The sequence below is a fragment of the Micromonospora sp. CNZ296 genome (assembly GCF_007827635.1).
This window is the reverse complement of record NZ_VISW01000003.1, coordinates 158,810-180,691: the sequence shown is the minus strand read 5'-3', so window position 1 is coordinate 180,691 and position 21,882 is coordinate 158,810. Positions and strand designations below refer to the sequence as shown.

Here is a 21,882-nt window from a genome sequence, read left to right as displayed (position 1 = left end):
ACCGATGACCCAGTCCCCCACCTCCCGCTGGTCCCCGTGGACCCTGCACGGCGACGGCCGCCAGGTACGCCCCGGCGACGTGGTCGCACCCGACGAACGGCTCTCCTGGCCGCGCACCATCGGCGTGGGCGTGCAGCACGTGGTCGCCATGTTCGGCGCCACCTTCACCGTCCCGCTGATCACCGGCTTCCCGCCCGCCACCACGCTGCTGTTCTCCGGGCTCGGCACGCTGCTGTTCCTGCTGATCACCGGCAACCGGCTGCCCTCGTACCTCGGGTCGTCGTTCGCGTTCATCGCGCCGGTCCTGGCCGCGAAGACCGACGGCGGCATCGGCGCGGCCCTCGGCGGCATCGTGGTCGCGGGCGTCGCGCTGGCGATCGTCGGCGTGGTGGTGCAGGTGGCCGGCTCCCGCTGGATCGACGCGCTGATGCCGCCTGTGGTCACCGGCGCGATCGTCATGCTGATCGGCCTCAACCTCGCGCCGGTCGCGTGGGACGGCGACGGGTCCGGCACCGGCGTGAAGGCGCAGCCGCTGATCGCCGTGGTCACGCTCGTCGCGATCCTGCTCACCACTGTGCTGTTCCGCGGCTTCGTGGCGCGGCTGTCGATCCTCGTCGGCGTCGTGGTCGGCTGGGTGCTCGCCGCGCTCACCGGCAACCTCGACCAGCAGGCCGTCAGCAGCCTGCGCCAGGCGGCCTGGGTCGGTTTCCCCGAGTTCCACACGCCGAGCTTCGACGCGCGTGCCGTCGTGCTGGTCATCCCGGTGATCCTGGTGCTGATCGCGGAGAACGCCGGGCACGTCAAGGCGGTCGCCGCGATGACCGGCCGCAACCTGGACCGCGACATGGGCCGGGCGCTGCTCGGCGACGGCGTCGCCACAGTGCTGGCCGGGTCCGGCGGCGGTTCCGGCACCACCACGTACGCGGAGAACATCGGCGTGATGGCGGCGACCCGCGTCTACTCCACCGCCGCGTACTGGATCGCCGGCGGCACGGCGATCCTGCTCGGGCTCTGCCCGAAGTTCGGCGCGCTGATCCTCACCGTCCCGGCCGGGGTGCTGGGTGGCGCCACCACCGCCCTGTACGGCCTGATCGCCATTCTGGGCGCCCGGATCTGGATCGAGAGCCGGGTCGACTTCCACGACCCGATCAACCTGTTCACCGCCGCGGTGGCGGTGATCATCGGCGCCGCCAACTACACGCTGACGGCCGGTGATCTGTCGTTCAACGGCATCGCGCTGGGCACTGCTGCCGCCCTGGTCATCTACCACGGCATGCGCCTGATCGCCCGCCTGCGCGGCACGACCCCCGAGTCCCGGCAGTCCCCCGAACCCGAACTCTGACCCGCCCCACCGCCGCCCCACCCTCGCCCCGTTGATCATGAAGTTGGCGGCACAGTTTGCCCGATTCACGCCCGCCAACTTCATGGTCAACAGGCGGTGGGGGGCGATCAGGTCACCCGGAGGGCCCGACCGCGTCGATCATGAGGTTAGCGGCACTCGGTGTCCGTTTTGTCGCCGCTAACCTCATGATCGACCGTGCAGAGTGGGGGCGAGTGCCCAGACGCCCGGAACTCGCCAGCCGCCCAGGGCGCCCAGTGCGGCAGGAGCGCCCGCTGCGGTGATCAAGGAGTTTGTGGTCGGCGCGGGGCGTGAAAGGCCGCTAACTCCTTGATCAACCGGGTTGGGTGGGGCCGGGAGGGGCGCAGCGGGGAGGACGGGTCGGGTGGCCGGAGGGCTGGGGCGGCCAGGGCCACGCCGCCGGGCCGGGTGCGGGCGGAGGCAGGGGACGAGCGGCGGCGACTGAGCGGTTGGGGCGGGTGGGCCGGGCCGCCCGCCCCAACTCGTCAGTCGCGGTCGATGTGGTGGCCCACCACGGTCGGGCCGAGCATCACGGCGAAACCGGAGCCGTCTCGGCGCGGGTCCGCAGGCGGCAGGTCCACCGGGTCGCCGGTGGCCGTCGCGCCCACCGGCCGCGGGCCGATCCAGGCCACCGACAGCTCCAGCTCGCCCTTGAGGAACCGCTGCGCGCGTACGCCGCCGGTCGCCCTTCCCTTCGCCGGGTACGCCTTGAACGGCGTCACCTTCACCGTCGCTCCGGTCGAGGTGACCACCATCGGCTCACCGTGCTTCGAGTCGTCGGTGCGGATCGCGCCGAAGAAGACCGCCCGCGCGCCGGCCGGCAGGTTGATGCCGGCCATGCCGCCGCCCTTGAGCCCCTGCGGGCGTACGACGGATGCGGCGAAGCGCAGCAGCGACGCCTCCGACGAGACGAACGCCAGCGTCTCGGCGCCGTCGGTCAGCCAGGTCGCGCCGATGACCTCGTCGCCGTCACGCAGCGAGATCACCTCGAACTCGTCGGAGCGGACCGGCCAGTCCGGGGCGCACACCTTCACCACGCCCGCCCGGGTGCCGAGCGCCAGGCCGGGCGACCCCTGCGCGGACGGGCCCAGCGGCGCGAGCCCGACCACCGTCTCGCCCGGCTCCAGCGGCACCACTTCCGCCGCCGACATGCCGCCGCGCAGCGACACCGTGCCGGACTGCTCCGGCAGCACCGGCAACGGCAACACGTCGATCTTGAACGCGCGGCCGGCGCTGGTCACCAGCAGCACCCGCCCGCGGGCGGTGGAGTGCACGATCGCGCGTACCGCGTCGTGCTTGACCCGGCCGCTGCGCCGGCGCGCCTCGGCGGCCTCCTCCGACTCGGCCGCGGTCCGCGCCACCAGCCCGGTGGCGGAGAGGATCACCTGGCACGGGTCGTCGGCGACCTCCAGCGGACCGGCGGGCACCGAGGCGGCCAGCACCTCCTTGAGGTCGCCGTCGACGAGCGTGGTGCGTCGCGGCGCGCCGAACTGCTTGACCACGGCGGCCAGCTCGTCGGAGACCACCTTCCGAAGCACCTTCTCGTCGTCCAGGATCTTCGACAGCTCGGCGATCTCGCCGCGCAGCTTCTCCTGCTCGGCCTCCAGTTCCAGCCGGTCGTACTTGGTCAGCCGGCGCAGCGGAGTGTCCAGGATGTAGGTCGCCTGGATCTCGGAGAGCTTGAACCGCTGCATCAGGCCGTCCTTGGCGGCCTGGGCGTCCTCGCTGGCACGGATCAGCTTGACCACCCGGTCGATGTCGAGCAGGGCGATCAGCAGGCCGTCGACCAGGTGCAGGCGCTCCTCCCGCTTGCGCTTGCGGTACGAGCTGCGCCGGGTCACCACCTCGTAGCGGTGGGCCAGGAACACGTCGAGCAGTTCCTTGAGCCCGAGCGTGCGCGGCTGGCCGTCGACGAGCACCAGGTTGTTCACGCCGAAGGACTGCTCCAGCGGGGTGAGCCGGTAGAGGTCGGCCAGCAGCGCCTGCGGGTTGACGCCGACCTTGCACTCCACCACCAGGCGGGTGCCGTTCTCCCGGTCGGTGAGGTCCTTGACGTCGGCGATCCCGGTCAGCCGCTTGGTCTTGTTCACCTCGTTGGTGATGGCCGCGATGACCTTCTCGGCGCCGACGCCGTACGGCAGTTCGGTCACGGTGATGGCCTGCCGGCCGCGGCTGCCCTCCAGCGGGCCGATCTCCACCCGGCCGCGCATGCGCACCACGCCGCGCCCGGTCTCGTACGCGCGGCGCACCTCGTCCAGGCCGAGCAGCAGCCCGCCGGTCGGCAGGTCGGGGCCGGGCACGAACTCCATGAGCTTGTCGAGTGTGGCGTCCGGGTGGTTGATCAGCCACCGGGCGGCCTGGACCACCTCGCCGAGGTTGTGCGGGATCATGTTCGTCGCCATGCCGACCGCGATGCCGGACGCGCCGTTGACCAGCAGGTTCGGGAACGCGGCCGGCAGCACCGTGGGCTGGGTCAGCGAGCCGTCGTAGTTCGGCTCGACGTCGACGGTGTCCTCACCCAGCTCGCCGGTGAGCAGCATCGCCTCCCGGGACATCCGGGCCTCGGTGTAGCGGGCCGCGGCCGGGCCGTCGTCCGGGCTGCCGAAGTTGCCGTGCCCGTCGATGAGCGGGACGTTGAGGGAGAAGTCCTGCGCCAGCCGCACCATCGCGTCGTAGATAGCGGTGTCGCCGTGGGGGTGGTATTTACCCATCACGTCGCCGACGATCCGGGCGCTCTTGACGTGGCCGCGGTCCGGCCGGTGGCCCTGCTCGTGCATCGACCAGAGGATGCGCCGGTGCACCGGCTTGAGCCCGTCGCGCGCGTCGGGCAGGGCGCGGGAGTGGATGACCGAGAACGCGTACTCCAGGTAGGAGTCCGAGACCTCGGTGACCAGCGGGTTGTCGAAGACGCGGGCGCCGGCCTGGTCGAAGGCGGCCAGGTCCGCCTTCGCGCGGTCGTCCTTGCGGCGTGCCATGGTGCGGTTTCCTTCCGAGACGAACCCGTTGGTCAGGCGTCGATGGCGTCGCGGTCGACCCGGTCGGCGGAGTCGATCAGCCAGTTGCGGCGGGGCTCGACCTTCTCCCCCATCAGCAGTTCGAGGATCCGCTCGGCGGCCTCGACGTCGTCGAGCGTGATCCGGCGGACCGCCCGGGTGGCCGGGTTCATGGTTGTCTCCCACAGCTCGTCGGCGTCCATCTCACCGAGGCCCTTGAAGCGCGGGATGGGCGTGACGATCTGCTTGCCGGCCTTCTCCAGCTTGCGGACCGTCGCCTCCATCTCGGCCTGGGTGTAGGTGTAGACGGTCTGCGGGTTGCGCCCCTTCGTGGTGATCTTGTGCAGGGGCGGCATCGCCGCGTAGAGCCGACCGGCCTCGATCAGCGGCCGCATGTAGCGGGCGAACAGCGTGATCAGCAGGGTACGGATGTGCGCGCCGTCGACGTCCGCGTCGGCCATGATGAGCACCCGGCCGTACCGCAGGGCGGACAGGTCGAACGTACGGCCGGAGCCGGCGCCGAGCACCTGCACGATCGCGGCGCACTCGGCGTTGTCCAGCACCTGCTGGAGGTTGGCCTTCTGCACGTTGAGGATCTTGCCGCGGATCGGCAGCAGCGCCTGGTATTCGGAGGAGCGGGCCATGCGGCTCGTCCCGAGCGCGCTGTCGCCCTCCACGATGAACAGCTCGCTGCGCTCCACGCCGGTGGCGCGGCAGTCGACGAGCTTGGCCGGCATGGCCGCGCCCTCCAGCGCGGTCTTGCGGCGGGCGGCGTCCTTCTGCTGCTTCTGGGTGAGCCGGACGCGGGCCGCGTCGACGATCTTCTGAAGTACCGTACGGGCCTCGGCCTTGGTCCGGCGGTCCTCCAGCCAGCTCTTGAGGTGCGCCTCGACCAGGCCCTGGAGCACCTTGGTGATGCCGGCGGTGGACAGCTCGTCCTTGGTCTGCGAGGTGAACTGCGGTTCGGGGATGCGCACGTGCACCACGGCGGTCATGCCCTCCAGGACGTCGTCCAGGGTGGGCGCGTCCTCCTTGGGCTTGAGCAGGCCGCGGGCGTTGCGGGCGGCGTCGGCGAGGGTACGGGCCAGCGCCCGCTCGAAGCCCTTGCGGTGGGTGCCGCCGTGGGCGTTGCGGATGGTGTTGGTGAAGCACTCGACGGTGCGCTCGTAGCCGGTGCCCCAGCGGAACGCCACCTCGACCTCGGCGCGGCGCTGCACGTTGGACTGCATGACGCCGTTGGCGTCGGCGGCGTTCTCCCGGTAGGTGCCCTCGCCGGTGACCAGCAGCGTGCCGGAGACCGGCCGGTCGCCGGCCGGGGCGAGGAACTCCACCATATCGGTGAGGCCGTCGGGGAAGTGGAAGCTCTCCTCGACGCTCTGCTCGCCGGTCTCGTCGCGCAGCCGGTAGGCGACGCCGGGGACGAGGAACGCGGTGTTGCGCAGCTTGAGCCGGACCGTCTCGGTGTCGAGCGCGGCGCCGGTCTCGAAGTAGCGCGGGTCGTGCCACCAGCGGATCGAGGTGCCGGTGCGCTGGCCGCGCTTCATCGCGCCGACGATCTGGAGACCGGGGCCGGGGGTGAACGGCGCGTCCGGCCCGTCGCCGTCGAAGACGCCCGGTACGCCGTGGCGGAACGACATGGCGTGGACCTTGCCGCCGCGCCGGACGGTGACGTCGAAGCGCCGGGACAGCGCGTTGACCGCTGACGCGCCGACGCCGTGCAGGCCGCCGGAGGTCTTGTAGCCGGAGCCGCCGAACTTGCCGCCCGCGTGCAGGCGGGTCAGCACCAGCTCGACGCCGGAGATGCCGGATTTGGCGTGCACGTCGGTGGGGATGCCCCGGCCGTCGTCGTCGACCTGGACCGAGCCGTCGGCGTGCAGGATCACGTCGACCTTGGTGGCGTGACCGGCGACACCCTCGTCGGTCGAGTTGTCGAGGATCTCGTTGACGAGGTGACCCACGCCACGGCTGTCGGTCGAGCCGATGTACATGCCCGGGCGCTTGCGGACGGCGTCGAGGCCCTCCAGATGCGTCAGGTCGTCGGCCCCGTAGAGGGTCTCAGGCTGTGCGGTCAACTGGTCGTACTCCCAGGTCTCGGCGGTGTGGTGCCGTTCACCGTGTGATCCCCCCACGATGATCGCCGGGCGCGGCGCGCCGGAGCGAGCCTAGCCGGGTGCCCTGACAGGTCGGCGGCACCGGGGCGGTGCGTTGCGCGATCGGCCTGCCGGCCGGGTCCGCGCCGGGGCCGCGTACGGCGGCCGGCGGGACGGGCCGGGGCTCCAGGCGGCACAACGACCCGGGCACCGGATGTCTTCCCCGATGCGGGGCCACTGATGTCGAACCATTGACGTCCGTCACACGTGCGTGATCTGATCGCCCCCCTGAAGAATCTTTCACATTTCGATGTCTTGGGAGGTCGGGCATGTCCGTGTTCCGTCGTTCCGTGCTCGCGGCGGCGTTGGCGCTCGCCACGGTGGCGTTACCCGCCGCCGCGGCGCCCGCCCGGCCCGCAGCCGCCGCACTGCCCACCGCCGCGGTGGCGCTGGGAGACAGCTTCATCAGCGGTGAGGGCGCCGGGGCGTACGCGCCGGTCGTGGACGTCAACGGGGTGGCCCAGGGCTTCCCCGGCTGGTCCGCCGCCAACGCCAACGCCTACTTCTGCCACCGCTCCCCGAACGCCTCGCTGTTCCAGGCCGACCTGCCCGGCATCTCCGCGCGGTTCAACCTGGCCTGCTCGGGCGGCCAGCCGTACGACATCGCCAGCGCCTCGGCCACCCGGACCAAGGGGCGGCAGGTGGCCGCCCAGCTCGACCAGCTCCGGTCGGTGGCGCGGACCCACGACATCGACCTGGTGCTCGTCGGCCTCGGCTCGAACAACAGCTCGTTCACCTTCGGCAGCGTGGCGGAGAAGTGCGCCAACCGGTTCATCGCCGACGCGTGGACCGGCTGGTGGGAGTTCTGGGCATACCTGGGCGGGCCGGTGGAGCAGAAGCCGTGCACCGACGCCGACCTGGGCACGGCCGCGCAGTTCGCCGCCGCCACCGCGGAGACCACCACGGCGCTGCGGCAACTGCTCACCACGCTGGACCAGATCGACGCCGACGGGCAGCACCGGGTGGTGTTCCAGGACTACACCAACCCGCTGCCGTTCGAGCTGAACCAGACCTACTGGACCGAGGACAGCCGCGACGACACCCGGGACAAGTTCCGCGCGCTGGGCGCCGAGCGGTACGCGGCCGGCTGCCCGATCCACCGGGCCAGCCTGGCGCCCGGCCACCGCTTCTCGCAGGGGCTCGGCACGCTCGTCAGCTCGGTACGCGGCACGCTCGCCGGCGAGTTCCCGCAGGACGACCTGGTCTACCTGAACGTGCAGCGCGCGTTCGACGGCGCCCGGCTCTGCGAGTCGACCGGCAGCCCGGGCAATGCCCTGGCCACGCCGATCCGGCTGATGGACGGCCCGAGCGGCACGTTCGTCACCAGCCTCTCCGGATACGACAAGCTCGACATCCAGCGGATCGCCAACGCCTGCGGCACGTACTTCCAGACCTGCCAGGAGTCGTGGCACCCGAACGCCGCCGGACACAAGGTGCTCGGCCGGTGCCTGGCCGGGGCGGCGGCGACCGGCGCCCGTACCGTCTCCTGCGTCCGCGCCCCGGACGGCACGGTGAGTGTGAGCTGAGCGCGCCGGACCGGGCCGGAAGAAACCGGCCCGGTCCGGCGTCAGGCCCGGATCGCGGTGCCGAGCACGTGCGGCGAGGCCGGCGCCGGCAGCCCGGTCGGCGGGAAGCGGAAGCGGTCCAGCGCGGTCACCTCGAACCCGGCGGCCCGGATCGCGGCCACCGTGTCCCGGGCGGTGTGGCAGCCGGCGCAGAACAGCGGCCAGAGCGTGGCGTCGGCCAGGCGCTGGGCCCTGCGCAGGCCGGGCGTCTGCGCCACCACGTGTTCGTAGAAGCGCAGTTCGCCGCCGGGCCGCAGCACCCGGCGTGCCTCGCCCAGCGCGACCGCCTGGTCCGGCACCGAGCAGAGCACGAGCGACAGCACCACCGCGTCGGCGGCGCCGTCGGCGACCGGCAGCGCCTCGGCGAGACCGGCGACGACTGTCACAGGTACCCGGGCTCCGGGTGCGGCGGCGCGGGCCAGGGCACGCAGGCGTGGCTCCGGCTCGACGGCGACCACGCCGGTCACCCCCGGTGGGTAGTGCGCGAGGTTGCGCCCGTTGCCCGCGCCGACCTCGACCACCCGGCCGCGCAGCCCGGCGACGAGGCGGGCGCGGTGCTCGGCCATCCCGGCCTGGTCCATTGCGACGCTGGCGCGGGCGAAGAGCCGGGAGAAGATCGGATGGGAGACGGCCATCAGCGGCCTGCCGGTGGCGCGCCGAGGCTGAGCAGGAGCGGGCCGGCGGATCCGTCGATCAGGTCGCCGAGGCGTACTCCGTCGAGCACGGCGAGGAAGGCGGCCTGCGCGCGGCGCAGCTCACCGCGCAGCCGGCACTCCGCGACCAGCGGGCAGACCGGTTGCGCGCAGTCGACCACCTCGCCGTCGCCCTCGAAGGCGCGGACCACCCGCCCGACGGTGATGTCCCCGGCGTGTTCGGCGAAGGCCACGCCGCCGGAGCGGCCCCGGATGGTCACCAGGACGCCGATGCGTTGCAGCCGCTGCACCACCTTGGCGACGTGGCTGCGGGGCAGTTCGAGCCGGGTGGCGAGTTCGTCGACTGTGGCCCGGACCGGGGACGCGGCGGTCAGCATGGCGATCCGCAACGCCATGTCGGTCGACCGGTTCAGCCTCACGCACCGACCCTAGCCACTCGGCGCCGTCCGGGACACCAGCAGATTCACGGTGACCCTTGCCACCCCGGCACCGGGACCTTCGGCCCTGAAAGAGGAATCATGGATTCCTGTTTCGTGGAGATCGACCTGTTCGAACCCCGGAAGGAGATTCGGTCGTGCTCTCGGAATCCTCAGCTGCGGTCGTGACCGCCACCCTGCCCGTCGTGCAGGCGCACGGCGAGGCCATCACCGGCCGCTTCTACCAGCGGATGTTCGACGCCCACCCGGACCTGCTGGACCTGTTCAACCGGGGCAACCAGGCCACCGGAGCGCAGAAGGCGGCGCTCGCCTCGGCGGTGGTCGCGTACGCGGCGCACCTGACCGGCGACACCGGCATGCCGTGGGGACCGGTCCTGGACCGGATCGCGCACAAGCACGCCTCGCTCGGCATCACCGCCACCCAGTACCCGATCGTCGGCCGGCACCTGCTCGCCGCGGTCGGCGAGGTGCTCGGCGACGCGGTCACGCCGGAGGTGGCCGCCGCCTGGGACGAGGTCTACTGGCTGCTGGCCTGCGAGTTGATCGCCCGCGAGGCGCGGCTCTACGCCGGCGCCGGCGTGCCCGAGGGCGGTCCGGTGTGGCAGGACTGGCGGGTGACCGGCCGGGCCCGGGAGAGCGCCGACGTCGTCTCGCTCACCCTCGCGCCGGCCGCCGGCGGCGCCGCGCCCGGCTTCACCCCCGGCCGGTACGTCTCGGTCGCCGTCGACCTGGACGGCGGCCGGGGACAGCAGATCCGCCAGTACAGCCTCTCCGGCCGCCCGGGCGCCGACACGTGGCGGATCACGGTGAAGCGCGTACGCGGCGAGGGCGGCGCGCCCGACGGCATGGTTTCCGGCCACCTGCACGACCGGGTCGCGGTCGGCGACACGCTACGGCTGAGCCCCGCGTTCGGCGAGGTCGACGCCACCGGCGGCGACGGGCCGCTGCTGCTGATCAGCGCCGGCATCGGGCTCACCCCGGCGATGGCGGCGCTGGCCCACCTGGCCGACCGGAACCCCGGACGCCAGGTGACGCTGGCGCACGCCGACCGGGACGCCGAGGCACACGCGCTGCGCGCGGAACTCCCCGTGCTCCAGCAGCGGCTGCCGAACCTGGCCGTCCACCTCTGGTATCTCGACGCCGCCGGGGCCGACCTGCCCGGCCTGAAGGCTGAGGTGTCCGCCGGGCTGATCGACCCGGACCGGCTCCCGCTGCCCGCCGGGGCGGCCGCGCACCTGTGCGGTCCGATCGCGTTCATGAACCTGGTCCGGGGCAACCTGCTGCGCCGTGGTGTGCCGGCCGAGCGGATCGCCTACGAGGTGTTCGGTCCCGGGATGCTGCCGGGCTGACGCCCCGCCGCGAGACAGGACCTCCGCAGACCCGATTCTCCGGCACGAGGGCGCCCGTCCAGCGCCCGGAGCCTCCACGGCGGAGGCGACGGGTCCGCGGAGAAGTCGGCGATCTCCTGGGTGGGGGCGGAACCCGAGGGCAGGGGCGCGGGGCGAACGGGTCCGGCCACCCCTTGCTACCCACCGGTAGGTTCGGGCCGTACCCTGATCCGGGTGAGCGGGGACTACACCCAGGAGTTCGTGGACGTCGACGGCGCGCGCATCGGCGTGCAGGTCTACCCGGAGCCGGCCGGTCCGCCCGGCGCGCCGGTGGTGCTGATCTGGCCGGCCATGGGCGTACGCGCCCGCTACTACCGGCCGTTCGCCGCCGCGCTGCGCGACGCCGGGCTCGCGGTGATCGTGGCCGACCTGCGTGGCACCGGCGAGAGCACCCCCGCACCGTCGCGCGCCTGCCGCTACGGCTACCAGGAGATGGCCACCGACATCGGCGCCGTGCTCGACGCGCTCAAGCCCCGGCTGGACGGCCGTACCCGGCTGCTGCTCGGGCACTCCCTCGGCGGTCAGGTGGCGGTGCTGCACCAGGCGCTGCACGACGACGACCGGGTCGACGGGCTGGCCCTGGTGGCGGTGGGGCTGCCGTGGTGGCGGCGGTACCCGGGCCTGCGCGGGTGGGCGTGCTGCCGTACACCCAGGCGATCGCGGCCACGGCCCGGCTGCTCGGCGTCTGGCCGGGCTGGGGCTTCGGCGGCCGGCAGGCCGCCGGCGTCATCCGGGACTGGGCGCACACGGCCCGCACCGGCCGCTTCCCCGCACTGGACGGGGTGGACACGGAGGCCGCCGTACGGCGGATCCGCACACCTGTGCTGGCGGTGAGCGTCGACGACGACCAGTACACGCCGCACGAGACGCTCGACCACCTCTGCGAGAAGCTGACCGCGGCGCCGGTGACGCGGCACCGCTACACGGTCGCCGAGGCGGGCGCGCCGCTCGACCACTTCACCTGGGTACGCGCGTCGGCGCCCCTGGCCGACCGGATCGCCGCGTTCGCCGGCACGCTCCCCCGCCGCTGAGCCCTCCTCCTCCCCGCCACGCCGGGCGTGAGTCGCCCGATCGTGGGTATGCCGCACCGCCCGAACACGGCGGAGGGGGATCTGATGTCAGAACGGCACACCACGCTGCGCTCGATGCACGACCTGGGCCTGGCGGCCTGGTTCGGCGGTTCCCTGATGGGGGCGCTCGGCGTCAACGGCGCGGCGGCACGGATCAACGACACGACCGAGCGGCTGCCGGTGGCCTCGGCCGGGTGGGCGCGGTGGACACCGGTCAACGCGGCGGCGATCGGCGCGCACCTGGCCGGCGCGGTCGGTGAACTGGTCACCGAGAGCCCGCGGATGGCCCGCCAGGCGGGCGTGGGGAAGATGAGCGCGGTGAAGACCGCGCTGACAGTCGGCGCGCTGGCGGTGACCGGCTACAGCCGGCTGGTCGGCATGCGGCTGGAGAAGGCCGGCGGCCCGCCGGTCGAGGGGACCACCGAACCCAACCACCACACCCCGGCGAACGTCGCGGCCAGCCAGCGGCAGATGAAGCTGCTCCAGTGGGCTGTCCCGGCGCTGACCGGCGCGCTCGTCGTGGTGTCGGCGTACATGGGCGAGCAGCAGAAACCGGGCCAGGTGTTCCGGGGCATGCTCGACCGCGCGGGCGGGCTGATGTCCGCGCCGAAGAACATCGGCAAGGTGGCCGCCGTGGGCGCGGCCGGACGTCATCTGGTCGGGGCGGCCCGTTGACCACCGCGCGGCCGGCGACCCACATCGGGGTGGGTCACCGGCCGCGCGGTGCCCCGGGACCAGACCGTCCGTCGACGGGCGGCACGGACATCAGCAGCCAGGCGAGGTGACCATGACCAGTAGGGACCGGCCGGGTACGGGTGACGGGCGCGGACCGGAGTCGGCCGCGCCGTGGGGCACCACCGACGGCTTCGACGCCGACCCGCCGTGGGGCGCCGGTGACAGAGACCCGATGGACGAGGGCAGCGAGGAGACCGCCGTACCCGAGGGGCGGCTCGGCGAGCGCCGGGCGGCCGGCGCCGGGCCGGGCGGACCGAAGGCGGGCCGGCACGGGTTCGGATCCGTCGAGCCGACCCGGACGCCCGAGGCCGGGCCGGGCGCGCCGCCGGATCCGGCGCCGTCGGGACGGACGTTCCCGGACGACAGGGCGGACGGCGACCTCGGCGACAACGCGCTGGAGGAGGCGACCGGGATGCGCCCGGAGACGCGGCCCTAGGCCGTCAGGAGCCGGTGCCGTCCTCGCCCGGACCACCCGGCGCCGACGGCTCGTTGTCCGGCACCGGTGACTCGGCCACCGGGTGCCCGGTGTCGTCGACCAGGCCCGGCGCCATGCTGCCGCCGTGCGCCTCCTCTGCCTCCCGGGTCGCTCGCGGGTCTCGCTCGTCCTCGCCGCGCCGCTTCTCCACCGATCCCCCTTCGCTGTCGTCCATGCCCCCGGCGGTACCCGGACGACGGCTGAGGAAACGTCAGGCGCGCGCGGCGGCGGGCGCGACGCCGAGCAGGCCGGCCAGGCGGGCGGCGTCGCGCTGGGCCTGGTCACCACAGCAGTTGTTCATCAGCACGTGCAGCTCGGCGCACTGGTCGGCCAGCTCGCGCAGCAGCACCGACCAGTGCCGCAGCTCCCGCTCGCCGTAGGCGTAGCGGAACCGCTCCTGCTTGTCGCCGCTCTCCCAGGCGGTGCTGTGCCCGTGGAACCTGATCACGGCCAGGTCGGTGGTGGCGACCAGGATCGGCGGCACCGAGGAGACGTGCCCCTGCGGCATGTCCACACAGGCGTACCCGAGGTCGTGTTCACGCAGGAACGTGACGGTGTCGGCCATCGCGTCCCCGTCGAACCAGGACGAGTGCCGCAGCTCGACGGTGACCGGCCAGGGGCGGCAGCGCCGCGCGGCGTCCAGGATCCGCCGCCGGGCCGCCTCGCCGCGGGCCAGCCACGGCGGGAACTGCAACAGCACGGCACCGAGCCGGTCGGCCGCCGCGAGCGGCGCCAGCGCCGCGTGGAACCGGTCCCACAACTCGTCGTACGCCCCGGCGGGCAGGTCACGCCAGCGGATCCGGTTCGGGCCGCCGGCCGGACGCAGGTCGCGGGGCAGCGCGTCGACCGGCGTGTGGTGGCCGGTGAACAGCCGGAACGCCTTGACGTCGAAGGTGAACCCGTCCGGGGTGGCGGCCGCCCAGCCCGCCGTCGTCTCCGGCGCCGGCACGGCGTAGTACGACGTGTCCACCTCGACCAGTCCGAACCGCTCGGCGTACCAGCCGAGCCGGCCGGCGGGGGTGTTGACCCCGCGCGGATACCAGCCGGAGCGGACCAGCATCTGGTCGGCCCAGGAGGACGTGCCCACCTTGATGACACCCATGTAATTCAGTTCACCGCGAGTGCGGGACATCGGCAACCGGAGATGCCCCGGGGCCGTGACCGGCGCCGGGTGACCGACCTCACCGGCTCCTCGGCGCGCCGGAGTGTGACGCCCGGCCGGGTGGCGGCGCTGAGGGTGACGAGATGGACGCATCCGGCCTGGACCAGGAAACCGTCGAGCGGCTGCTCGTCGGCCGCTCCGGCGACACGCCGACCGCTCCGCCGGGACTGGCCGCCGTGCTGGACGCGGTCCGCGCCGCGCCCGGCACGGGCGAGCTCGACGGCGAGGCGGCAGCGGTAGCGGCGTTCCGGGCCGCCCGGTGGATGCGCCGTCGCCGCGGTGCCCGGTTCGGCGTACGGGTGGCAGTGGCCGCACTGGCCGCGTCCCTCACCGGCGGCGTCGCGCTCGCCGCGACCGGGAACCTGCCGCGCGCCGCACGTCCGGCAGCGCCGCCGGTCGTCACCGCGCCCCCTGCGCCGTCGGCCCGGCCGAGCCCGCCGGCCGGCTCACCGGCGCCCCGGACACCACACCCGTCCTCGCCGCCCGGCCTGTGCGTCGCGTACCGGGCCGTCGCCGAGCCGGAGCGGGGACGGGCCCTGGCCACACCCGCCTTCAGCGGCCTCGTCGCCGCCGCCGGGGGTCACGACCGCGTGCCGGACTACTGCGCCGGGCTGCTGGGCGACGATCCGCCGGGGAAGGCCGGCGGGCGAGGCGGCGGCAGGTCCGCGCACCCGGTCCACCCGTCCGGCGGGCCGCCGGGCGTGGACGACCTCCCGCCCGGGCACGTCGGCCGGCCGTCCGGCACCCCGCCCGGGCGGCGTCCCGGCTGACGACCGGCTGGTAACTTGCCCCCCGTGACCCCCCGGCGTCGCCTACCGGCGATCCTCCTCCGCCTCGCAGTGGTGCTCGCCGTGCTGGCCGGCATCGTCCTCACCGCGCTCGGCCCGGCCACGGTGACCGGACTGCTGCCGTACTTCACCATCCAGAGCAACGTGGCGGTCGGCGTCCTCGCCGGGTACGCCGCCTGGTGCGCGCTGCGCGACCGGCCGGAGCCACCGAGCGTCCTCAAGGGGGCTGTGACCCTCTACATCACCATCACCGGCACGGTCTACCACCTGGTGCTGGCCAACCCGGCCAGCCCGTTCGCGATGGCCCAGCCGGACCGGCAACCGGGCGAGTGGTGGGGCAACCAGTTCCTGCACACTGTGGTGCCGCTGCTGGCGGTCGCCGACTGGGCGCTGTTCGACAGGCGCGGCCGGCTGCGCCCCCGGTACGCCGCCTGGTGGCTGGTGTTCCCGCTCGGATACCTCGGGTTCGCGCTGGTACGCGGCCTGATCGTGGAGAGGTACCCGTACCCGTTCATCGACGCGGGCGAGCTGGGCTACGACGGGGTGGCGGTCAGCGCGGTCGGGTTCGCCGCGGTGTTCTGGCTGCTGGGCCTGCTGTTCGTGGGCGTGGACCGGCTGCTCGCCCGGGCCGGGCGTGCCGATGCGGCGGAGAAGCCACCCGCGGCCGGGCCGGTGGAGCCGACGACGGCAGCCGAGCCGGGCGCCTCGACGGCAGCCCAGCGGGAGACCACCGGCTCGGCCTGAGCGGCGGCCGGTCAGGCGGCCCGGTCAGGCGGCCCGGTGGGCCGGGCGGCCGGCGCGCATCCGCCGGCCCGAGCCGCGTTCCCGGCCGTACGAGTCGGCTCTTCCCCACCGGCCCGGCACGTCGAGCAGCTCGATCCGCCCGAACCCGCTCGGGACGGCCGGGTTCACCAGCAGGTTCTCCCCGCACGGACGCAACCCCAGCATCGTCGCCAGCAGCATCAGCAGCCCACCGGAGGCCCACGACTGCGGTCGCCCGGCCTCCGGCAACTGGACCGGGTACTTGGTCAGCGCGCGGGGGTAGCCGGCGATCGTCTCCGGGACCGAGCCGCCGAGCGTCTCCGCCATCGCGAACACGCCCGCGGCGATGTCGGCCGCCTCCTCGTCGAAGCCGTACCGCCGCAGGCCCGCCGCGACGATCGCGTTGTCCCAGGGCCAGACCGCGCCGAGGTGCGGGCCGACCGGGTTGTACGGCATCTGCCCCTGCGCGTAGGTGCGCACGCCCCAGCCGGAGAACAGGTCCGGCCCGCGCAGGTGCCCGGCCAGCGCGTCGGCCCGGTCCGGCTCCACGATGCCGCTCCACAGCAGGTGCCCCAGGTGCGAGGTGAGCGCGTCGACCGGCTCGCCGTCCGGGGTGAGCGCCAGCGCGTAGTAGCCCCGCTGCGGCAGCCAGAAGTCATTGTTGAACCGCTCCCGCAGACGCGCCGCGTCGGCCTCCAGGCGCTCGGCGTAGCCCGGGTCGTCCCAGAACTCCCGGGCCAGGCGGGCGCCCCTGATCCGCGCGTCGTACGCGTACCCCTGGAGCTCGCACGTGGCGCGCGGGTACGGCGGCTCCACCCCGTCCCGGTCGACGATCGCCGCAGGTGTGTTCCGCCAGGTCTGGTTGGCCACCCCGTTCACCGTGTTGCGTGGCCGGTAGCGCAGGTAGCCGTCGCCGCACTGGTCGCCGTACCGGGTCAGCCAGTCCAGCGCCATCCGGGCCGGGTGCCGCAACTCGTTGACCAGGTCGGTGTCACCGGTCCAGCGCTCGTACTCGTCGAGCAGGATCACGAACAGCGGCGTGGTGTCGGCCGCCCCGTAGTAGATCGCGGTGGGCTGCTCCTCGAACGCGGCCGCCTCGCCGTATCGCAACTCAGCGACGATCTTGCCGGGCTCCTCCTCGTGGTAGTCGTCGAGCCGGCCGCCCTGCACCATCGCCAGCATGTGCAGCGTGCCCGGGGTCAGCTCGGGCGTGAACGGCAGCGTCTGGAGGCAGGTGATCAGCGCGTCCCGCCCGTACAGCGCCATCGCCCAGGGCATCCCGCCGACCGGCACCCGGTCGGTGTAGGCCAGCGGCATGTACCGCAGGGCGGCCAGGTCGGTCAGGGCCTGCCGGTACACGGCGGTCAGCGCGGACCGGTCGGAGACCAGTTGCGGCGCCCGGTCGAACCACCGTTCGAGGCCGTCCCGCATGTCCTGGCGGACGTGCTGCCTGTGGGACTCGATGTCGGCCCGCAGGTCCCGTCCGCCCGCGCCTCGGATGATCATGGCGACGTGCAGGTCGACGTGCCACTCGCCCTGCGGCTCGACGCGGATCCGGAAGGTCATCCCGCGCGCGTCCACCTCGCCCGGGACGGTGCTGGAGACGCACGTCTCCCGGGTGAACCGCCCGCGCTCGTACCGGATCCGCAGCCGCTGCTGCTCCGGTTCGGGGATGACCGTCGGGTGACGCGGGCCGGGACGCAGGATCTCGGAGGTGTCGGCGAAGTCGCCGGCCATCTCCATCCGCACCGTGTACTCGGCGGGTTCGGCCGAGTGGTTCAGCACCGTGAGGCTCTCGTGGTATGCCTCGTCGATCGAGCGGTGCCGGATCACCGAGACGTCGGCGTCCACGTAGTGGCTGGCCGCGCCCGGCACCAGCACGAAACGGGTCTCGAAGTAGGTCAGGTCGTCGCGGGACAGCGCGTGCAGCCGCTCGCCGTCGATCGTGAGCACCCAGTGGGACAGGAACCGGGTGTCGAACGAGAACAGGCCGATCGGGGCGCACGGGTCGCGTTCCATGTCGCCCTGCGCGTCGCTCAACGCGAACGCGTTGCCCGCGAGGACGTGGACCAGTTCCTCCCTCATCGGGCCGCCGCCCGCTCACCGGCCACGTCGCGGGGATCCCGGGCGTCCGGCGGGCCGGGGAAGATCCGGCGCAGCGTCATCAGCAGCTTCAGCTCGCCGCGCGCGGCGAGGTCGTTGCGCAGCAGCGCGGCGGCCGGGTGCAGGCGCCCCGCCGCGATCCGGTCGAACACCTCCCGGTTCGCGCCGACCACCAGGTCCGCCTCCTCGGCCAGGCGGTCCACCCGGACGTCCTGCCGGTCGATGGTCAGGTACCAGTGCTCGGTGCAGCCCTCGACGCGCAGATCCAGGCGGATGGTGCCGGAGGTGGTCTCGGGCAGCTCCGGGTGCCGGCCGGCGGTCCCCCGGGTCAGATGTTCCACGGCCGAGACGCTCATCGGGCCTCCTCGTCGGTGGTCGCGGGCGCCCGCCTGCCGGCGCCGCTCGTCCCGCAGCGTCCCCGCGTCGCGGGTGAGGCGAACTCACCCGGTCCGGGTGAGGCGCGGCGGAGCGGCGGGTATCCCTGGGCCCATGCCGACAACCGGGGACGCCACCGCCGACCGGGTGCTGCTCGCGCTGCTGACCATGCAGCGTGAGTCCTGGGAGCAGGGGATCCTCGGTCAGGCGCTGCTCGATCTGGGCCTGGACGAGGCCGCGGTGCTGGTCGCCGACGCCGCGGTGACCCGGCAGCGGCCGGACGGGCGGCTCGGGGAGCCGGCCGGCTCAGTGGGCGCGGTGAACGGCGCCGCGTGCGGTGAGGTGGTCCGGCACGCCGCGCGCCGCACCGGCGACCGGCGGTACGGCGTGGCGCTGGACGCCCAGCTCGACTGGCTGACCCGCCGGGCACCGAGGGCCGCCGACGGCACGCTGTTCCACCTGCTCGACGGCCGCCAGGTGTGGGCGGACACGATCTACATGGTGGTGCCGCTGCTGGCGCTCACCGGCCGGACCGAGGCGGCCGCCGCCCAGGTCGCGGGGCACCGGCGACGGCTGTACGACGCGCGCACCGGCCTGTACGCCGCCCGCTGGGACGAGGACCGGGGCGAACCGGACCGGCCCGGCCCCTGGGGCACCGGCAACGGCTGGGTGGTCGCCGGAATCGCCCGCGCGCTGCGGCTCGCGCCGGACTGGCCGGGTGACCTCCGCGCCGGGCTGGCCGGGCACGTCGAGGAGGTGCTGACCGCCTGCCTCGCGTACCGGGGCGCAGACGGCCTCTTCCCCGACGTGCTGGACGAGCCGGACGCGTTCCGCGAGGCCAACACCGCCCAGCTGCTCGGGTACGCGGCCCTCACCGGAGTGGCCGACGGGTGGCTGGCCCGGTCGTGGTTCGAGGCGGGCGCGGACCTGCTCGCGGCCGCCGCCCGGCGGATCGACGCGTACGGCCGGGTGACGGGCGTCAGCGGGGCGCCGGACTTCGAGCGCCCCGGCACCTCACCCGAGGCGCAGGCGTGTCACCTGCTCGGGCACGCCGCGCTGCGCCGGGCCGGTGCGGCGCTCAGCGCAGGATGAGCCCTCGCACGTACGCGGCCTGACCGGCGTGCTGGAAGTCGTCGTCGAGCACGCTCACCAGCCGCACCCCGAGCGTCACAGGCGGATCCCAGTTCTCGTCCACCACCCGGTCCAGGTCGGCCGCGCTCAGCCCGCGCAGGTACGCCAGGCTCCGGTCCACCACCGCCCGGTGGTAGTCCAGCAGCACGCCGCCGTTCTCGGGGCGTACCGCGGCGATCTGCTCCGGGCCGTGCCCGAAGCCGGTGTCGGCGGGGTCCGGCGGCAGGCCGCACCGCCCCGCCCAGTCGCCGGTGGCCCAGAGCTGCGGCTCCCCCATCACGTCGGCGACATGGTCGTCCTGGATCCGCGTCAGGTGCCAGACCAGCCAGCCGACCGGGTTCGCCCCGTCGGCCGGCGCCTGCCGCAGCTGGGCCGCGTCGAGCCCGTCGAGCGCACCGGCGACCAGATCGGGCAACCGCCCGTACGCCTCGGTCAGCACGTCTGTCACGTCCACGCGCGCCTCACTCCCCTGTCCTGTCGTGCGTACCCTCGGGCAGTACCGCCGAGCGTGCCCGGCAAACCTCGGCGCGGGCCCCGCCTCTAGGGTGATCGCGTGGTCGCGGCGCTGGAGCTGTATCTGGACACCGACGCCACCCGGCGGATCCGGGTGCTGTGGGACCTGCTGGAGTCCGACGGGGTGCCGAGCATGCGTTCCCTGCTGGCGCAGCGGCACCGCCCGCACGTCTCGCTGGCTGTCGCGCCCCGCCTGGACCCGCACCGCGTCGCCGAGGCGCTCGCCGGAACCGTGGTGGCCGCGCCGCTGCGGCTGGAGTTCCAGCACGCCGGGCAGTTCGTCGGGCGGGTGCTCTGGCTCGGGCCGGCGCCCACGCCCGAGCTGCTGGCGCACCACGCCGCGGTGCACGAACGGCTGGCGCGGGCCGGCGTCGAGGTGGTCGAGCACTACCGGCCGGGCCGCTGGGTGCCGCACTGCACGCTGTCCATGCGGGTGCCGAACCCGCTGATGGGCGCGGCGGTGCGCCGCTGCCTGGAGGTGCTGCCGCTGACCGCGACGGTGGTCGGCGCGGCGGTGGCCGACCACGCCCGCGACATCTCCCACCCCCTGCCCTGAGGCCCTCCCCGCCCCGCCCCGCCCCGCCAAGATCCACGCCACCTCGGGGAGGTGGCCGCATCAGACCCCCTCCGACAGCCCCACCTCGCCGAACCGGTGTCGATCTTGGGCCCCTCCGCACGGAGGACGACCCCGCTCGCACCACCACCCCCGCCCGCGCCCTCGATCCACACCACCTCCCCGAAGTGGTGCCATCCCGCTCCATGATCAACACCAGGTCGGGGAAGTGGGGGCATCAGACCATCGCCGATGCAGCCACCTCCCCGACCTGGTGTCGATCATGGTCGGGCGGTGAGCCGGGCACGCCAAGGGAAGGCGGGTCACTGCCGAGGGGCGAGGTCGAGGAGGAGGGTCGGGTAGTCCGGCTCCGGACCAGGATGCGGGCGGGACAGCGCGGCGGCGACCGGGTTTCGCGCCATCTGCGGCCACCCTGACGATCGGGGCCGAACCGACGCAAGCTGGTAAAAGCGCAGGTCAGAGCCATTCTGGCCACCCGAAGACGTGCGGCCGGAGCGGCAGCGAAGCACGTCGAAGGAGAGCCCCATGGCCGCACCCGTCGTCCGTTCCGTCACCGCCGACCAGACCGTCCTGCTGCCCGGGCAGTCGACCACCGTCCGGGTCGACGCCTATCACCCCGACTCGCGCCTGCTGACGCTCGCCGGCCGGGTCAGCGACCCCACCGGCGTCACCTGGGACAGCCCGGTCCGGGTGGACCTGAGCGTCCCGCTGACCATCCAGCTCGCCGGCGCCTCGCCGGGGGTGACCGTCACACCGAGCGGCGCCGAACCGGGCCGCTTCACAGTCACCGTGCTGGCCGGCCGGGGCACGGTGACGCTGACCGCGACGGCGCGTGACGGCGCCGGCCGCACCGGCACGGGCACCACCACGCTGACCGTGCCGCTGCTGGTCGGGATGAGCGCCGAGAAGGGCGCCCGGACCCAGCGCGCGGTGGCCGACTATCCGGGCATCCGCTACATGCGCGACTTCGGCACGGACGGCCCGGACGCGGACGCACTGCCGGAACTGCCCCCGCTGAACGCCGGCAAGTTCGCCGACGCGCCCTCGGCCGTCATGCACGTCAGCTGGAAGGACGACGTCGAACAGCTGGCCGGCTGGCTCGACGGCGTGAACCGCCCGATCTACCTGACCTGGTACCACGAGCCGATGGGCGACGTGGCCCCGGCCACGTACCGGGCGACGGCGAGCCGGGTGACGCAGATCCTGGCGGCGCACCGCAACCGGCGGTGGGTGCTCGGGCACGGCCCGATCGTGACCCGCTACTGGCTGGACGAGGGGCGCGGTAACCCGGCCGACTGGGGTTACCCGGGCATGACCCACTACGGCGTGGACTGCTACTCCCGGGACACCGCCGCGTACTGGCCCGCCTCCCGGATGTTCGGCGTGGCCTTCGGCAAGGTGCGCGCCGCGTACCCGGGCATCCGGCTGCTGGTGCCCGAGTACGGGCTGAGCCGTACCGCCGCGGACACCACCGGCGCGGGCCGGGCACGGACGATCCGCGAGCACGTCACGTGGCTGCGGCAGCAGAACGACGTCGACGCGATCGCGTACTGGAACAACTGGGCCGAGTTCGAGCTGGGCGACCCGCCGCCCGAGGCCACGGCCTGGCGCGATCTCCAGGTGGGCGGGGCATAGACTGGGTCCATGA

At 73.8% G+C, this 21,882-nt stretch carries 21 protein-coding genes; 12 read left to right on the top strand and 9 right to left on the bottom strand.

All coding sequences use genetic code 11. From position 1 onward, the window contains the following. The first annotated feature begins 4 nt into the window (after positions 1–4). Positions 5–1,342 (top strand): uracil-xanthine permease family protein, encoded by a 1,338-nt coding sequence (locus FB455_RS06360; RefSeq protein ID WP_013285250.1) that lies wholly within the window; start codon positions 5–7, stop codon positions 1,340–1,342. Between the two features lie 503 nt (positions 1,343–1,845). On the opposite strand, the gene FB455_RS06355 is transcribed toward FB455_RS06360, so the two are convergent. Then, complete coding sequence (locus FB455_RS06355; RefSeq protein ID WP_071095914.1) at positions 1,846–4,335, bottom strand: DNA gyrase/topoisomerase IV subunit A; 2,490 nt, start codon at positions 4,333–4,335, stop codon at positions 1,846–1,848. A 32-nt stretch (positions 4,336–4,367) separates the two neighbouring features. After that, on the bottom strand, positions 4,368–6,425 hold the full coding sequence (locus tag FB455_RS06350) for a DNA gyrase/topoisomerase IV subunit B (RefSeq protein ID WP_091331858.1): 2,058 nt from the start codon (positions 6,423–6,425) through the stop codon (positions 4,368–4,370). 347 nt (positions 6,426–6,772) lie between these two features. Here FB455_RS06350 and FB455_RS06345 point away from each other — a divergent pair, with 347 nt between their 5' ends. Continuing rightward, positions 6,773–8,029, top strand: a complete 1,257-nt coding sequence (locus FB455_RS06345) for an SGNH/GDSL hydrolase family protein (RefSeq protein WP_013285247.1) — start codon at positions 6,773–6,775, stop codon at positions 8,027–8,029. A 41-nt stretch (positions 8,030–8,070) separates the two neighbouring features. Here FB455_RS06345 and FB455_RS06340 read toward each other — a convergent pair whose 3' ends face one another. After that, entirely contained in the window at positions 8,071–8,703 is a 633-nt protein-coding gene (locus tag FB455_RS06340; protein ID WP_030274801.1) for a class I SAM-dependent methyltransferase, read from the bottom strand. After that, entirely contained in the window at positions 8,703–9,140 is a 438-nt protein-coding gene (locus FB455_RS06335; protein WP_071095918.1) for an RrF2 family transcriptional regulator, read from the bottom strand. Before FB455_RS06335 ends, FB455_RS06340 begins: the two co-directional genes overlap by 1 nt. Positions 9,141–9,295: 155 nt before the next feature. Here FB455_RS06335 and FB455_RS06330 point away from each other — a divergent pair, with 155 nt between their 5' ends. From FB455_RS06330 to FB455_RS06315, 5 genes are all read left to right on the top strand, one after another. Then, the gene (locus tag FB455_RS06330) at positions 9,296–10,507 is read left to right on the top strand and encodes a globin domain-containing protein (RefSeq protein ID WP_030274803.1); all 1,212 of its coding nucleotides are present in this window, start codon (positions 9,296–9,298) and stop codon (positions 10,505–10,507) included. Between the two features lie 213 nt (positions 10,508–10,720). Then, positions 10,721–11,380, top strand: a complete 660-nt coding sequence (locus FB455_RS06325; RefSeq protein WP_357087101.1) for an alpha/beta fold hydrolase — start codon at positions 10,721–10,723, stop codon at positions 11,378–11,380. Beyond that, a complete protein-coding gene (locus FB455_RS34700) occupies positions 11,377–11,577 on the top strand; it encodes a hypothetical protein (RefSeq protein WP_356997993.1) in 201 nt (66 codons plus the stop codon). The genes FB455_RS06325 and FB455_RS34700 overlap by 4 nt, the downstream gene beginning before the upstream one ends. Positions 11,578–11,661: 84 nt before the next feature. Further along, the gene (locus tag FB455_RS06320; RefSeq protein ID WP_013285242.1) at positions 11,662–12,291 is read left to right on the top strand and encodes a hypothetical protein; all 630 of its coding nucleotides are present in this window, start codon (positions 11,662–11,664) and stop codon (positions 12,289–12,291) included. 112 nt (positions 12,292–12,403) lie between these two features. Continuing rightward, positions 12,404–12,787 (top strand): hypothetical protein, encoded by a 384-nt coding sequence (locus FB455_RS06315; protein ID WP_030274805.1) that lies wholly within the window; start codon positions 12,404–12,406, stop codon positions 12,785–12,787. A 4-nt stretch (positions 12,788–12,791) separates the two neighbouring features. Here the strand turns inward: FB455_RS06315 and FB455_RS06310 are convergent, their stop codons facing one another. Both FB455_RS06310 and FB455_RS06305 read right to left on the bottom strand, forming a co-directional pair. Next, positions 12,792–13,001 carry a hypothetical protein gene (locus FB455_RS06310; RefSeq protein WP_013285240.1) on the bottom strand — a complete coding sequence of 70 codons (210 nt, stop codon included), beginning with the start codon at positions 12,999–13,001 and terminating at the stop codon, positions 12,792–12,794. A 36-nt stretch (positions 13,002–13,037) separates the two neighbouring features. Then, on the bottom strand, positions 13,038–13,928 hold the full coding sequence (locus tag FB455_RS06305; protein ID WP_013285239.1) for a DUF72 domain-containing protein: 891 nt from the start codon (positions 13,926–13,928) through the stop codon (positions 13,038–13,040). Between the two features lie 143 nt (positions 13,929–14,071). Between FB455_RS06305 and FB455_RS06300 the strand changes: the two genes are divergently transcribed. After that, positions 14,072–14,758, top strand: coding sequence for a hypothetical protein (locus FB455_RS06300; RefSeq protein WP_030274807.1), 687 nt, complete (start codon positions 14,072–14,074; stop codon positions 14,756–14,758). Positions 14,759–14,782: 24 nt separating this feature from the next. Beyond that, positions 14,783–15,520, top strand: coding sequence for a Pr6Pr family membrane protein (locus FB455_RS06295; RefSeq protein WP_030274809.1), 738 nt, complete (start codon positions 14,783–14,785; stop codon positions 15,518–15,520). A gap of 24 nt (positions 15,521–15,544) precedes the next feature. Here the strand turns inward: FB455_RS06295 and FB455_RS06290 are convergent, their stop codons facing one another. Both FB455_RS06290 and FB455_RS06285 read right to left on the bottom strand, forming a co-directional pair. Beyond that, entirely contained in the window at positions 15,545–17,623 is a 2,079-nt protein-coding gene (locus FB455_RS06290) for an amylo-alpha-1,6-glucosidase (protein WP_013285236.1), read from the bottom strand. After that, entirely contained in the window at positions 17,620–17,997 is a 378-nt protein-coding gene (locus FB455_RS06285; protein WP_013285235.1) for an SCP2 sterol-binding domain-containing protein, read from the bottom strand. The genes FB455_RS06290 and FB455_RS06285 overlap by 4 nt, the downstream gene beginning before the upstream one ends. A 133-nt stretch (positions 17,998–18,130) precedes the next feature. Here FB455_RS06285 and FB455_RS06280 point away from each other — a divergent pair, with 133 nt between their 5' ends. Further along, the gene (locus FB455_RS06280; RefSeq protein WP_071095926.1) at positions 18,131–19,108 is read left to right on the top strand and encodes a glycoside hydrolase family 88 protein; all 978 of its coding nucleotides are present in this window, start codon (positions 18,131–18,133) and stop codon (positions 19,106–19,108) included. Here FB455_RS06280 and FB455_RS06275 read toward each other — a convergent pair. Continuing rightward, the gene (locus FB455_RS06275) at positions 19,095–19,601 is read right to left on the bottom strand and encodes a mycothiol transferase (protein WP_030274816.1); all 507 of its coding nucleotides are present in this window, start codon (positions 19,599–19,601) and stop codon (positions 19,095–19,097) included. The genes FB455_RS06280 and FB455_RS06275 overlap by 14 nt on opposite strands. Before the next feature lie 99 nt (positions 19,602–19,700). Here FB455_RS06275 and FB455_RS06270 point away from each other — a divergent pair, with 99 nt between their 5' ends. Continuing rightward, positions 19,701–20,216 (top strand): 2'-5' RNA ligase family protein, encoded by a 516-nt coding sequence (locus tag FB455_RS06270; protein ID WP_145752617.1) that lies wholly within the window; start codon positions 19,701–19,703, stop codon positions 20,214–20,216. 543 nt (positions 20,217–20,759) lie between these two features. Then, a complete protein-coding gene (locus FB455_RS06265) occupies positions 20,760–21,869 on the top strand; it encodes a hypothetical protein (protein ID WP_030274821.1) in 1,110 nt (369 codons plus the stop codon). The last annotated feature ends 13 nt before the right edge of the window (positions 21,870–21,882 follow it).

Coding starts and splice junctions, on each gene's coding strand:
- FB455_RS06340 (WP_030274801.1), bottom strand. CDS start 8,703: ATGGCCGTCTCCCATCCGATCTTCTCCCGGCTCTTCGCCCGCGCCAGC.
- FB455_RS06300 (WP_030274807.1), top strand. CDS start 14,072: ATGGACGCATCCGGCCTGGACCAGGAAACCGTCGAGCGGCTGCTCGTC.
- FB455_RS06360 (WP_013285250.1), top strand. CDS start 5: ATGACCCAGTCCCCCACCTCCCGCTGGTCCCCGTGGACCCTGCACGGC.
- FB455_RS06290 (WP_013285236.1), bottom strand. CDS start 17,623: ATGAGGGAGGAACTGGTCCACGTCCTCGCGGGCAACGCGTTCGCGTTG.
- FB455_RS06305 (WP_013285239.1), bottom strand. CDS start 13,928: ATGGGTGTCATCAAGGTGGGCACGTCCTCCTGGGCCGACCAGATGCTG.
- FB455_RS06280 (WP_071095926.1), top strand. CDS start 18,131: ATGCCGACAACCGGGGACGCCACCGCCGACCGGGTGCTGCTCGCGCTG.
- FB455_RS06345 (WP_013285247.1), top strand. CDS start 6,773: ATGTCCGTGTTCCGTCGTTCCGTGCTCGCGGCGGCGTTGGCGCTCGCC.
- FB455_RS06320 (WP_013285242.1), top strand. CDS start 11,662: ATGTCAGAACGGCACACCACGCTGCGCTCGATGCACGACCTGGGCCTG.
- FB455_RS06355 (WP_071095914.1), bottom strand. CDS start 4,335: ATGGCACGCCGCAAGGACGACCGCGCGAAGGCGGACCTGGCCGCCTTC.
- FB455_RS06315 (WP_030274805.1), top strand. CDS start 12,404: ATGACCAGTAGGGACCGGCCGGGTACGGGTGACGGGCGCGGACCGGAG.
- FB455_RS06310 (WP_013285240.1), bottom strand. CDS start 13,001: ATGGACGACAGCGAAGGGGGATCGGTGGAGAAGCGGCGCGGCGAGGAC.
- FB455_RS06265 (WP_030274821.1), top strand. CDS start 20,760: ATGGCCGCACCCGTCGTCCGTTCCGTCACCGCCGACCAGACCGTCCTG.
- FB455_RS06285 (WP_013285235.1), bottom strand. CDS start 17,997: ATGAGCGTCTCGGCCGTGGAACATCTGACCCGGGGGACCGCCGGCCGG.